Raw genomic sequence first — 12,132 nt, forward strand, 5'->3', positions numbered from 1 at the left:
CCGTACCGACTCGTGGACAGTTCGTCACGGTTTTTGGGACACAAAGGTGCCAAAGGCCGAGTCTAACGGGGTTGAGGAATGCGAATGCGCCCGTGGTGCCTCAGGCCATGAAGGCCGGTGCCGCCACGGGCAACGTAAATCGGAACTGCGCGCCGCCGCCGGGGGCGCGGCCGACCTCGATGGTGCCGCCGTGGGCCTCGACGATGCCCTTGACGATGTAGAGCCCGAGGCCCGTGCCACCGCGCTTGCTGCCCCGCCAGAAGCGGGTGAAGACGCGGTTCATGGACTCCTCCGGGATGCCGGGCCCCTCGTCGCTCACGGTGACCGACGTGCCGACGTCCTCTCCCTCGCGGGGTGACGTCGTGGCCGTGATGTCAATGGTGACCGTTCCGTCGCCGTGCCGCACCGCATTTTCGATCAGGTTGCTGAGCACCTGGTCGATCTTGTCGGGGTCGGCCCACAGGTCGGGCAGCGGCTGTTCCATGCGCAGCAGGAACCGGTCGGCCGGCTGGCCCGCGGCGACGTACGCCTGGATGTGCCGTCCGACGGCCGCGCCCATGTCCACCGGCTGGCGGCGCACCTCCAGGCGTCCCGAGTCGATCCGGGAGATGTCGAGCAGCTCGGCGATGAGCCGGGTGACGCGGTCGGCGTCGGCGTCGACGGTCTCCAGCATCAGCCGCTTCTGGTCGTCGGTGAACCGTTCCCACTTGGCGAGGAGCGTCGCGGTGAAGCCCTTGACCGAGGTCAGCGGGGAGCGCAGCTCATGGGCCACGGTCGCGATCAGCTCGGCGTGGCTGCGCTCGGTGCGGCGGCGGGCCTCGGTGTCCCGCAAGGAGACGACGACGCGGCTGACCGGCCCGGTCGGCCCGGTGCGCACGAAGCGGGCGGAGACGAGCACCTCGCGCCCGCCGGGCAGGAGCAGATTGCGCTCGGGCTGCCTGCGCCGGATGGCCAGCCCGCCGTACGGGTCGGTCAGCTGCCACCAGCGACGGCCTTCCAGATCCTCCAAGGGCAGGGCCTTCTCCAGGCGCTGTCCGAGGGCGTCGGCGGCACGGACGGCGGTGATGCGCTCGGCGGCGGCGTTGAAGCAGATGACATGCCCGTGCTCGTCGGCGACGACGAGACCGTCGGGAAGGTCGTCGGGATCGAATCCGAGCTCGGCGGGATCGTCGGACCGGGACGCGGACTGCCCTCGCACCTCCCGTGCCCCCGGTGCACTGCTCGTGCCGACAGTCATCCCCGTACCCCACCTCTCACGACGGCTGAGGGGCCCCCGAGCTGGTCACCCTACTAGCTCTCGGTGACGGTGCGGCACCCTCCGGAGGCGCGCTGTGCACGGGCCGACGCATAGAGACATACGGCCGCGGCGGTGGCCAGGTTCAGGCTCTCGGCCTTCCCGTGGATCGGGACGCGCACGACGGCGTCGGCCAGCGCGCGGGTCTCCTCCGGGAGCCCCCACGCCTCGTTGCCGAACACCCAGGCGGTCGGCCCGCCCATGCTCCCCTTGTCGAGCTCGTCGTCGAGGTCCCGGTCCCCGGCTCCGTCGGCGGCGAGGATCCGCACCCCGGCGTCCTTGAGCCCGGCCACGGCCCGCTCGACGGGCACGCCCACGGCGACGGGCAGGTGGAACAGCGACCCCACGGAGGCCCGTACGGCCTTGGGGTTGTAGAGGTCGACGGAGGCGTCGGTCAGTACGACGGCTTCGGCGCCGGCGGCGTCGGCGCACCGCAGCACGGTCCCGGCGTTACCGGGATCGCGCACATGGGCGAGTACGGCGACGAGCTTCGGCCGGGCGGCGAGGATCTCCTCGAAGGGCGTGTCGACGAACCGGCAGACCCCGACGAGACCCTGGGGCGTCACGGTGGTCGAGATGTCGGCGATCACCTGCTCGTCGGCGAGATGCACCTTCGCCCCCGCCGCGCGGGCCTCGCCGACGAGGTCGGCGTAGCGGTCCGCGGCGTCGACGGTGGTGAACAGCTCCACCAGGGTGGACCCGTACGCGGCGGCCTCCCGCACGGCCTGCGGCCCCTCCGCGAGAAACAGCCGCTCCTTGCTCCGGAAGTTCCGCCTGGCGAGCCGCCGGGCGGCGGAGACGCGGGGGGAACGGGGGGAGATCAGCTCGGGGCTGGCGGGAGGCATGGGTTCACCTTGGGGTTCTGAAGTTCACGGACACAGCAGGACCCGCAGGCCTTTTCGGCCTGCGGGTCCCTTCAGTCACGTCTGCCTAGAGCAGCCGGGGCTTCACGCCGCCTTGGGGGCGTTGACGTCGCTCGGCAGCGCCTTCTGCGCGACCTCGACGAGCGCGGCGAACGCGTTCGCGTCGTTGACGGCCAGCTCGGCCAGGATCTTGCGGTCGACCTCGACGTTCGCGGCCTTCAGACCCTGGATGAAGCGGTTGTACGTGATGCCGTTGGCGCGGGCAGCGGCGTTGATGCGCTGGATCCACAGCTGGCGGAAGTCACCCTTGCGCTTCTTGCGGTCGTTGTAGTTGTAGACCAGCGAGTGGGTGACCTGCTCCTTGGCCTTGCGGTACAGGCGCGAACGCTGACCGCGGTAGCCGGAGGCCTGCTCGAGGATCGCCCGGCGCTTCTTGTGGGCGTTCACTGCCCGCTTGACGCGTGCCACTTTTTAACTCCTTGTAGCGGGGCCGCGGTTGGACTCACACGGCCCGGTATCGATTGGGTCCCGGTCCAGACGTACGGCGCTCTGTGCTCCGAGTGGAGCGGGCGCCGCGAACGTCACTTGCCGAGAAGCTTCTTGATCTTCGCGGCGTCGCCCGGGGCCATCTCGGCGTTGCCGGTCAGGCGGCGCGTCACGCGGGACGACTTGTGCTCGAGCAGGTGGCGCTTGCCAGCGCGCTCACGGAGCACCTTGCCGGAGCCGGTGATCTTGAAGCGCTTGCTGGCACCGCTGTGCGACTTGTTCTTCGGCATAGCGCCGTTCTCTCCTCGTCGGTGGCGTTCCGGTGCCCGGTCGTGAAACCGGGCACGGTGGAACGTCGCTGTTGTATCCGTTACGTCCTGGGGACTGGCGTCCCCCGGGATCACGCCTCGGCGGAAGCCTCGGCAGGCGCCTCGGCAGGGGCCTCGGCACTCTCGGTCTCCGCGGCGTTCTGCGACTTGCCGGGGTTGGCCTTCGCGTCAGCCTTGCGGGCTTCCTGCGCCTGGCGAGCCTCGGCCATCGCCTCGGTCTTCTTCTTGTGCGGACCGAGAACCATGATCATGTTCCGGCCGTCCTGCTTCGGGTTCGACTCCACGAAACCGAGGTCCTGGACGTCCTCCGCGAGCCGCTGGAGCAGTCGGTAGCCCAGCTCGGGCCGGGACTGCTCGCGACCACGGAACATGATCGTGATCTTGACCTTGTCGCCCTGCTTGAGGAACCGGACGACGTGACCCTTCTTGGTGTCATAGTCGTGCGGGTCGATCTTCGGCCGGAGCTTCATCTCCTTGATGACCGTGTGCGCCTGGTTCTTGCGCGCCTCACGGGCCTTCATGGCCGACTCGTACTTGAACTTCCCGTAGTCCATGAGCTTGCACACGGGCGGACGGGCGTTCGCCGCGACCTCGACCAGGTCCAGGTCGTACTCCTGCGCAAGCTCCAGTGCCTTGGCCAGCGGGACAATGCCCACCTGCTCGCCACTGGGACCGACAAGTCGCACCTCGGGAACGCGAATCCGGTCGTTGATGCGGGGCTCGGCGCTGATGGATCCTCCTCGGTTAGCACCACACGGCAGTCTGGCGGACGGCCGCGTATGTCTCTGTTCGACAGACCTAACCGCGCCGAAGCACAAAAAATGCCCCGGACGATCACAGGCGGGGCTCCAAAGCACTACCGGAGCACCGCCGCTTTTGATCGCGGGGCGCGCTTTCGGGCGACTCCATCGTCCGTACGGAACGATGGTGGCCGCCTGACCGGGGTGACCCGCCGTCCCGGGGGACGGTCAGGTGGGAGATCGGAGCCTCCACTTGTGGGCCGGACACTCGAGTATCCAGCCGGTCGTCACACAAGGTTAGCAGCAACCCGGGGGTGGTGCGAACCGGCGGACAGCGGGCCCTATCGTGTGGGACATGAGTGACACCCCTCCCGAGTCCCCCGGTTCCCCCCACTTCGACGACATGACCCGCGACATCGCCGAGGTCCCCGCCGTCGAGGTGATCGTGACGGTCGCCGTCAACCTGATGAGCGCGGCCGCCGTGAAGCTCGGTCTGACCGAGGAGGGCGACAAATACAAGGACCTCGACGAGGCCCGCAAGCTGATCCACGCGCTGGCCGGCCTCCTGGACGGCAGCGCGACCGAGATCAGCTCCTTCCACGCGGCCCCGCTGCGCGACGGCCTGAAGTCGCTCCAGCTGGCCTTCCGCGAGGCGTCGGTCGTCCGGGACGAGCCGGGTCAGGGGCCGGGCGAGAAGTACACCGGCCCGATCTACGGCTAGTTCATCCGCGTACGTACAGGGGCTCGCCCGGAGGCGTCGTCCCGGCCGGCAGCAGTGCCAGGTCGAGACCGCGCACCAGGCGGGCCCTCAGCGTTTCGTCGGCGGCCAGCCGCTCGGCGACCGCACGGGCGGCCTCGGCGGGTACTGCGTCGGAGTCCAGCACCAGCGCGAGCGTCCCGTCGGCCTGGCCGGGCCCGAGGTGGGCCCGGCGCACACCGGGTGCGGCGGCCACCGCGGCCCGCACCGCCTCCCGCACGGCCGGGTCGGCCAGCGGATCCGTGGTCGTACGCCCCTCGGCCAGCGCGAGCAGCGCGCGCCCCGTCAGCTCGTAGGGCACCGGACCTGCCATGTCCAGCACGACCGTGTCCGCCTTCTCGTGCGCCGCGGCCTGGAGCGCCTGGTGCAGGGGTACGGCGACGGGGCGGGCGGCCGGGTCCCAGCGGGCGAGGGACTCGGTGGAGGTGAAGGCGGGCAGGGCGGTGCGGTCGCCGGCCTTCAGGGTGGGGACGGCCATGTCGCTGGTCTTCTCGCGGCGCAACCCGTTCTCGTCCTCCTCGACCTCGCCGAGCACCGCCACGACGGGCACGAGCAGCCGGGCGCCCTTGAGCGCCTCCAGGACCGGGCTCTCCGCGGTGCGGTCCTCGGCCCAGGCCGCGAGCGCGGCGCTCAGCCGGGGGTCGGCGGTGCCGTCGTCGTCGGAGAAGAGGGAGTCGGGAATGTTCTTGTTCGCCACGGTCACCGACCCTATCGGGGGGATGCTGCTGGGCTTGTGCGGCCCCGGAAACGCGGATGTGACACCCGACCCCGAACGCCCTGTTTCTCTGACACAGATCTAACGTCCGTCTCACGGCAGGCACAGACACCGCCCCGACGATCGCGGGCATGGAGTCCTCCAGAGCCCGCCGCGGCCGGCGCGCCCACCCGGCCGGAAGCCGCCCCCTGCTGTACGGCGCCCTCGCCACCGCCGTCGTTCTGGGCGCCACGGCGATGGGGACGGCGTATGTGAAGGCGCGGGCGCACTCCGGGGTGAGGGCCGTATCGTCGGCGGCGTCGCCGTCGGCCTCGGCGACCGAAAGCGAGGAGGCTTCGGTGGAACCCGTGGCGCGGCCGACGACGGACTACGACGAACTGCTGGCGTCGGCCATGAAGGCGGTGGACGTCCCGGACGGTGCCGAGGTGTCGGTGGCGGTGCTGGACCTGGAGTCCGGCGCGAGCGCCACGCACGGGGACGGCGCGTTCGACACGGCGAGCATCGTGAAGGTCGACATCCTGGCCGCGTTGCTGCTCCAGGCGCAGGACGAGGGTCGGCAGCTGACGGCGGCGGAGGAGGCGTACGCCACCGCGATGATCGAGCACAGCGACAACGCCTCCGCGTCCCGGCTGTGGAGCGCGATCGGCGAGGCGGAGGGGCTCGACGCGGCGAACGAGCGCTTCGGGCTCACCGGGACCGAGGGTGGCGACGGGATGCTGTGGGGGCTGACCCAGACCACCGCCGCCGATCAACTCCGGCTGCTGCGCCAGGTGTTCGGGGAGGACTCGGAGCTGACCGGGGCCTCGCGGACGTATCTGCGCGGGCTGATGGAGCGGATCGCCGTGGACCAGCGGTGGGGGGTGTCGGCGGCGGGCGGCGGTTCGGGGTGGGCGCTGAAGAACGGCTGGCTGCCGCGGACGGCGACCGGGCTGTGGGACATCAACAGCGTCGGACGCGTGACGGTCGACGGCCGTGCGTGTCTGGTGGCCGTGCTGTCGGACGGCAACGCGACGCAGGCGAAGGGGATTTCACTCGTCGAGGCGGCCGCCGTGGCGGCGGTGTCGGTGTTCGTGGGACAGGACGCCTCCGCTTCCGAAGCGCCGGTGTCCGCCACCGCCTCCTCCTAGTTTCGCGCGGCGCTCCGGAACCCGAAACGGCCGCGGCCCCGCCACACGACGACCGCCGACACCAGCAGCAGCCCGCCCGCGCCGCCCGCGAGCCAGGCGGTCCAGCCCGTCGCGTCGTTCTCCGAGGCGGCGGCGTCGGGGCCCGAGCCGAAGTACTCCTCGCCGTACGCCGCCGGCTTGAGGTTCCCCGGCCCCAGGTCGGCGGCCTTCTCGATGGCGGCGGCCGGGTCGATGAAGCCGTAGCCGCGGGAGTCGTCACGGCCGTCCGCGGGGGCGTTGCGGGCCGTGTCCTCCAGGAGCTTCTTGATCTGGGGCGGGGTCAGGCCGGGGTGGGCCGCCTTGACCAGGGCGACGGCGCCGGAGACGAAGGCGGCGGCGGCACTCGTGCCCCAGCCCTCGTAGTACTTCTCGTCGGGGTCCGCGATGACGACGTTGACGCCGGGGGCGCTGACCGTGGCGTACCAGCGGCGGGTGGAGAAGGAGGCGCGGGTGCCGTAGCGGTCGACGGCGGTCGCGGCGATCACGCCCGGGTAGGCGGCCGGGTAGGAGATGTGGTCGCCCTTCTCGCCGCCGTTGCCGGCCGAGGCGACGACCACGGCGCCCTTCTTCAGCGCGTACTGAACGGCTTCGTCCTCGCCGGCCTCGGGGTGGGCGGACTTGGAGTCGTCGCCGAGGGAGAGGTTGATGACGTCGGCGCCGTGGTCGGCGGCCCAGCGGATGCCCTCGGCGAGGGCGTTGCCCCGGGTGCTGCGGGCCTTGGCGCGGGCCGGGTCGCCGTCCTCCAGGATGACGCGGACGGGCATGATCTTGGCCTCGGGGGCGATGCCGAGCACGCCTTCGCCGTTCCCGGCGCCGTGTCCGTGGCCGGCGATGATGCCGGCCATCGCGGTGCCGTGCCGGGCCCAGGCGCGGTCGCCGCGCTCGGCGCCGAAGCCGACCATGTCCTTGCCCTGGAGGACGTTGCCCGCGAGGTCGGGGTGGTCGGCCGCGACGCCGGTGTCGAGCACGGCGACGGTGACGCCCTCGCCCTTGGTGGTCTGCCAGGCCTCGTCGGTGTGCATGGCCTCCAGGGCCCACTGCTGGGCGCGTATGGAGTCGGCGTGCGCGGTGGTGGGGGGCAGGAGGGCGAGGCCGGCGGCGAGCAGTACGGCGAGGGGGCCGGTGCGGCGGGGCAGGCGGGTCTTCCGGGCTCTGCTGACCGCGCCGCGTGCCGCGCTGTTCGTACCGGTGTTCATGACGGCTGCTCCGTGGACGGGCCGACGTTCTTGCGCAGGGCGCGTTCGACGCGGTCGGCGAGGCCCTGCGCCTCGTGGCCGAGGCCGGCCTGGGCGACGGACGTGGTGGCGCCGGACTCCATGGCCTCCTCGGCGGGCTGGGGGTCGTCGACGGCCCGGTCGTCGGCCCAGCCGGAGACGGCGTAGACGACGACGGGGGCGTCGGTGAGCACGGAGACGGTCCAGGCGGCGCGCTGTTCGTCACCGAATCCGGCGGCCGGGGTGCCCTTGGCGGCGTACGGGCGGGGCATGAGATCCGTACGGCGGTCCAGGCCCTCCTTGGCGAAGCGGGCGTCGAGGGAGCGCATCGCGGTGGCGTCGGCCGTGGTGAAGAGCAGTCCGACGGTGGTGACGTAGCTCTGGGTGGCGTCGATGTAAGTGGCACGCAGGAGGCGCTCGCAGCCGACGGGGGCGAGGGCCTTGCGCAGGAGCGGGTCGAAGGCGTTCGCGCAGCCGGTGTCCGGTGCGACGGCGATCCGGGTCCAGATGCGGTCGGCTCCGCCGGGGCCCGCGCCCGTGCCGCTCACGGTGGGTGGGAAGAGCTGGTCGACGGGCACGCTGTGCCACAGGCCGCCGGCTTCGGTGAAGGTGTCCCGCGCACCGCCGTCACCGCTGTCCCCGACCAGCCAACTGCCGGTCACGGCCCCGCCGATGAGCCCGGCACCGAGCACGACACAGGCGGCGGCCACGGCGATCCGGGGCCGGATCCGCATCCCGAGGGGACGCGGCCGTGCCTGCTCGTCGTACCCCTCGGGCTCCGCGAACGACACGACGGGCCGCCCGGAACCGGGCGACAACGGGGCGCTCCAGGAGTGGGAGGGGTCGGGCGCGAACGCGGCGGCGCCGGGCGTACCCCGGGCAGGGCCGGCAGGCGCCGAGCCCGCGTACCCGGACCCGCCGGAGGGCGGGGGTTCGTGCGCGGGTCGCATGGGCGGAAGGGGAGCGGACACGCCGGAGTGCCGGTCGGTGGAGGGGCGGTTGCCGGAGCCGCGCGCCGGGTCCGCCGGGATCGGCCGGAGACGGAACGTGGTCTCCGCCGCCGTCTCGGCCGGTGCGGCCGTACGACGGGATGCCGAGGGGCGGGGAGCAGGCGCGCCGGGGGCGGGCTGGGCTGGGCGGGGCGGAGTCGCGCCGGGTGCGGGCTGGGCAGGGCGGGGCGGAGTCGCGCCGGGTGCGGACTGTCCAGAGCGGGGCGGAGTCGTGCGGGGCGCGGACGGGGTGGAGCGAGGGGCAGTCGTGCCGGGCGCGGGCTGGCCCTGGTGGGGCGCGGTCGCCCCGGACGCGGACAGGCCCTGGTGGGGCGCGGTCGCCCCGGACGCGGACAGGCCCTGGTGGGGCGCGGTCGTGCCGGGCGCGGGCTGGCCCTGGTGGGGCGCGGTCACCCCGGACGCGGACAGGCCGGAGCGAGGGGCAGTCGTGCCAGGCGCGGGCTGGCCCTGGTGGGGCGCGGTCGCCCCGGGCGCGGACAGGCCGGAGCGAGGGGCAGTCGTGCCGGGGGCGGGCTGGCCCGCGCGGGGCAGCGCCGTGCCAGGCGCGGGCTGGCCGGGGCGAGGCGCGGGGGAGCTGGGTGGCGTGGCGGCAGGGGCCGGGTGGCCCGTGCTTTCAGGGCGCGGCGGCAGAGTGCCCGGCCCCGCCTGGCCGTGGCCCTGACCCTCGGCGCGCGGTGATCCATCGGCGTCCGCATGCCCGGCCGTCGGCGGGGTGTCCGGGAAGCGGGCCGAGGCCCGGGGCGGAGGCGGGGGCGTGGCGGTGCCGGGGGCCGGGGTGCGCTGAGGCTGCGTGTCCGAGGGCGCGGGCGTACGGCGGCGTGGGGCGGGCACGTCCGGGAAGTCCCGTCGCGCGTCGACTCCGCCCGACACCGCGCCCTCCGTTCGTGTGCTTTCGCCGGTCGGCCGTGGGATCGCCGTGCCCGGTGTGTCCGTCGCCTCGTCCCGCGCGTCACCGGTCCTCGGCGGTTCCGCCGGCCTGGGCGGGGTCGTGGGGCGCGGCGGGGCGGCGGGCGGGGGCGGGGTCGCCGGGCGTGGTGGGATGGGGGCGCGACGCGCTTCCGTGCTCATGCACCCCCCGTTTCCTCGTGCCCCGGGCCCGTCCTCGTGCGCGGGCCGCTGTCCCGTTCTCCGGCTGCTTCGCCCGGCACGGACTCCTCCGACCAGGCACGCATACCCGCGCCGAGGGAGCGTCATCCCGGCGCGAGCGTGCGACCGGGGACGTTTCCACGTGCGTGCGCGTCACTCTACGGGTTGAACCTGCGCGAACGGGAACCAGTCCACGACCCCGTGCACATCTGCCCGGAACGTCCCCCTACCCTGCGGTAATCCGGTCTGGCAGGCTGCGTTCATGACTGCGCGCGCCGCTGACCGGGCCCGTTACGACCGGGCCACCGCCCATCTCGAAGCCCCATTCGCGATCGTGGACCTGGACGCCTTCGACGCGAACGCGGACGACATGCGCCGCCGGGCCGGCGGCAAGCCGATCCGCGTGGCCAGCAAGTCCGTACGCTGCCGGGCCCTGCTGGAACGCGTCCTCGCGAAGGACGGCTTCGCGGGCCTGATGTCCTTCACGCTCGCCGAGTCCCTGTGGCTGGCGCGGTCCGGGTTCGACGACGTGCTGCTCGCCTATCCGTCGGCGGACCGCGCCGGTTTCGCCGAGCTGACGAGCGATCCCAAGCTGGCGTCCGCCGTCACCGTGATGATCGACGACCCGGCGCAGCTCCGGCTGATCGACGGGGCACGCAACGGCGGCCGCGAAGTGGTGCGGGTCTGCCTGGAGTTGGACACCTCGCTGCGGCTGCTGGGCGGACGGGTGCGGGTCGGCGCCCGACGCTCCCCGCTGCACTCGCCCGCGCAGGTCGCCGACCTGGCCCGGACCGTCTCCCGGCGGCCCGGTTTCCAGGTCGTCGGGATCATGGCGTACGAGGGTCACATCGCCGGCGTCGGGGACGCGGTGCCGGGGCGGCCGTTGCGGTCGCGTGCCGTGCGGCTGATGCAGGCCGCGGCACGGCGGGAGCTCGCCGAGCGGCGGGCCGCGGTGGTGCGGGCGCTGCGGGCCGTGGTGCCGGAGCTGGAGTTCGTCAACGGCGGCGGGACCGGCAGTGTGCAGTTCACGGCCGCCGAGGACGCCGTGACCGAGATCGGGGCCGGGTCGGGGCTGTACGTACCGCGGCTGTTCGACAACTACACCTCGTTCAGCGGGCGTCCGGCCGCGCTGTTCGCCCAGCCGGTCGTGCGCCGCCCGGGCGTCGGTGTCGTGACCGTCCTCGGCGGCGGGTATCCGGCCTCGGGTGTGGCCGGGCCGGACCGGCTGCCGGTGCCGTACCTGCCGGAAGGGCTGCGCTACGACCCCCAGGAGGGGCCCGGCGAGGTGCAGACGCCGCTGCTGGGCTCCCCCGCCGACGATCTGCTGATCGGCGACAAGGTGTGGTTCCGGCACGCCAAGGCCGGTGAGATGTGTGAGCGGTTCGACGCGCTGCACCTGGTCGAGGGCACCGCGGTGACGGCGACCGTGCCGACCTACCGGGGCGAGGGCCACACGTTCCTGTAGGCCGCGCGCCCGCCGGGTCAGTCCGCCGTGGAGCGGATGCCCCGTGTGAAGCGGTCCATGTCGGCCAGCGGCGGTCCGTCCTCGCCCGCGTCGAAGACGTAGCGCAGGATGACCGGCGACTCGGTGCCGACGCGGGACGGGAAGGCCAGCGACTGGACGTAGCCGCCCGGTCCCTCGGCCGTCGTGACCCGCCAGCGCACGAAGTAGCCCGCGCGCCCCGACACCTTGACCGGGCCGGACGCCACGACCTGGTGGGACTCGACGCCGCCGAAGGGGCGCCGGCCGACGAGGTCGCGGTCGTAGGCGTCGTCGGCCGCGTCCTGGATGTCCGTCTTGGCGATGGCCTCCGGGGTGGGTCCGTCGTCGGCGGTCGCGGTGCGCGAGCTGACCTTGCCGTGCCGGCAGTAGCCGAAGTCGGCGGGGCACTCGTAGGTGCCGTCCGTGGTCATGAGGACGTCCGGCTCGGGCAGGTTGCGCGGCCTGACCCAGCCGTCGAGCAGCGGCAGGGTGATGCCGTTGAGCTGGTCCGTCACCACGGCCGGGTCGTCAACGGGAGGCTCGGAGGCGGAGTCCGTCGGGGTGGGGGTGTCGGAGGCCGGCTCGCGGTCCACGGGCGCCGAGGTCGCGAGCGTGGGCGCGGTGTCCACGTCCGCGCCCCCGTCGTCCTTCCCGAGGACGATCACGCCGGTGACGATCGCCGTGAGCAGGACGGCCCCCGCGGCGACCAGGGCGACGACCTTGGGCGCCCGCCCGGAGGCGGTGCCGGCCGTCGGCCGCCCGGGCGTCATCGGCACGGTCGCGTGCGGCTCGTGGCCCGGTGCCCCGTACCCCGGTGTTCCGTACCCCTGCGGACCGGGCACCGGCGGCGTCGCGGACTGCGGTGCCGTCGCCTCGGGGGCGCGCCGGTGCTCGGTCCAGGCCGTTCCGTCCCACCAGCGTTCCGCGTGCGGGACGGAGGGGTCGCGGTACCAGCCGGGCGGGGGCGTCATGCTCATTCCGGCAACTGT

12 protein-coding genes and 1 pseudogene are annotated in these 12,132 nt (G+C 73.3%); 3 read left to right on the forward strand and 10 right to left on the reverse strand.

What is annotated here, in order from left to right; all coding sequences use genetic code 11:
• Nucleotides 1–100: 100 nt before the first annotated feature.
• From ACIQWG_RS28170 to infC, 5 genes and pseudogenes are all read right to left on the reverse strand, one after another.
• Nucleotides 101–1,237 carry an ATP-binding protein gene (locus ACIQWG_RS28170; protein WP_404100770.1) on the reverse strand — a complete coding sequence of 379 codons (1,137 nt, stop codon included), beginning with the start codon at nucleotides 1,235–1,237 and terminating at the stop codon, nucleotides 101–103.
• Nucleotides 1,238–1,290: 53 nt separating this feature from the next.
• Nucleotides 1,291–2,139, reverse strand: coding sequence for a TrmH family RNA methyltransferase (locus tag ACIQWG_RS28175; protein ID WP_404100772.1), 849 nt, complete (start codon nucleotides 2,137–2,139; stop codon nucleotides 1,291–1,293).
• A gap of 102 nt (nucleotides 2,140–2,241) precedes the next feature.
• On the reverse strand, nucleotides 2,242–2,625 hold the full coding sequence (gene rplT / locus ACIQWG_RS28180; RefSeq protein WP_006141703.1) for a 50S ribosomal protein L20: 384 nt from the start codon (nucleotides 2,623–2,625) through the stop codon (nucleotides 2,242–2,244).
• 113 nt (nucleotides 2,626–2,738) lie between these two features.
• Nucleotides 2,739–2,933, reverse strand: a complete 195-nt coding sequence (gene rpmI, locus ACIQWG_RS28185; protein ID WP_003977225.1) for a 50S ribosomal protein L35 — start codon at nucleotides 2,931–2,933, stop codon at nucleotides 2,739–2,741.
• Between the two features lie 110 nt (nucleotides 2,934–3,043).
• Nucleotides 3,044–3,728 (reverse strand): annotated as a pseudogene (infC, locus tag ACIQWG_RS28190) (translation initiation factor IF-3).
• Between the two features lie 339 nt (nucleotides 3,729–4,067).
• Between infC and ACIQWG_RS28195 the strand changes: the two are divergent.
• Nucleotides 4,068–4,433: a DUF1844 domain-containing protein gene (locus ACIQWG_RS28195; protein ID WP_404100774.1), complete on the forward strand. Its 366-nt coding sequence runs from the start codon at nucleotides 4,068–4,070 to the stop codon at nucleotides 4,431–4,433.
• Nucleotide 4,434: 1 nt separating this feature from the next.
• Here ACIQWG_RS28195 and ACIQWG_RS28200 read toward each other — a convergent pair whose 3' ends face one another.
• Nucleotides 4,435–5,166, reverse strand: a complete 732-nt coding sequence (locus tag ACIQWG_RS28200; protein WP_404100776.1) for an SseB family protein — start codon at nucleotides 5,164–5,166, stop codon at nucleotides 4,435–4,437.
• A gap of 149 nt (nucleotides 5,167–5,315) precedes the next feature.
• Here ACIQWG_RS28200 and ACIQWG_RS28205 point away from each other — a divergent pair, with 149 nt between their 5' ends.
• Nucleotides 5,316–6,311 carry a serine hydrolase gene (locus ACIQWG_RS28205; protein ID WP_404100778.1) on the forward strand — a complete coding sequence of 332 codons (996 nt, stop codon included), beginning with the start codon at nucleotides 5,316–5,318 and terminating at the stop codon, nucleotides 6,309–6,311.
• Here ACIQWG_RS28205 and mycP read toward each other — a convergent pair.
• The 3 genes from mycP to ACIQWG_RS28220 all read right to left on the reverse strand — a co-directional run bounded on the left by mycP (nucleotide 6,308) and on the right by ACIQWG_RS28220 (nucleotide 9,646).
• Nucleotides 6,308–7,546, reverse strand: coding sequence for a type VII secretion-associated serine protease mycosin (mycP, locus tag ACIQWG_RS28210; RefSeq protein WP_404100780.1), 1,239 nt, complete (start codon nucleotides 7,544–7,546; stop codon nucleotides 6,308–6,310). The genes ACIQWG_RS28205 and mycP overlap by 4 nt on opposite strands.
• Nucleotides 7,543–8,514, reverse strand: a complete 972-nt coding sequence (locus ACIQWG_RS28215) for a hypothetical protein (protein ID WP_404100782.1) — start codon at nucleotides 8,512–8,514, stop codon at nucleotides 7,543–7,545. The genes mycP and ACIQWG_RS28215 overlap by 4 nt, the downstream gene beginning before the upstream one ends.
• 1,009 nt (nucleotides 8,515–9,523) lie before the next feature.
• Nucleotides 9,524–9,646, reverse strand: a complete 123-nt coding sequence (locus ACIQWG_RS28220) for a hypothetical protein (protein ID WP_404100784.1) — start codon at nucleotides 9,644–9,646, stop codon at nucleotides 9,524–9,526.
• Between the two features lie 276 nt (nucleotides 9,647–9,922).
• On the opposite strand from ACIQWG_RS28220, the gene ACIQWG_RS28225 reads away from it, so the two are divergent.
• The gene (locus ACIQWG_RS28225) at nucleotides 9,923–11,125 is read left to right on the forward strand and encodes an amino acid deaminase/aldolase (RefSeq protein ID WP_404100786.1); all 1,203 of its coding nucleotides are present in this window, start codon (nucleotides 9,923–9,925) and stop codon (nucleotides 11,123–11,125) included.
• Nucleotides 11,126–11,142: 17 nt separating this feature from the next.
• Here the strand turns inward: ACIQWG_RS28225 and ACIQWG_RS28230 are convergent, their stop codons facing one another.
• Nucleotides 11,143–12,114, reverse strand: coding sequence for a DUF2510 domain-containing protein (locus tag ACIQWG_RS28230; protein WP_404101145.1), 972 nt, complete (start codon nucleotides 12,112–12,114; stop codon nucleotides 11,143–11,145).
• Nucleotides 12,115–12,132 lie beyond the last annotated feature (18 nt).

Origin of the sequence: Streptomyces sp. NPDC098781, assembly GCF_044759995.1 — a bacterium.
Lineage (GTDB): Bacteria > Actinomycetota > Actinomycetes > Streptomycetales > Streptomycetaceae > Streptomyces.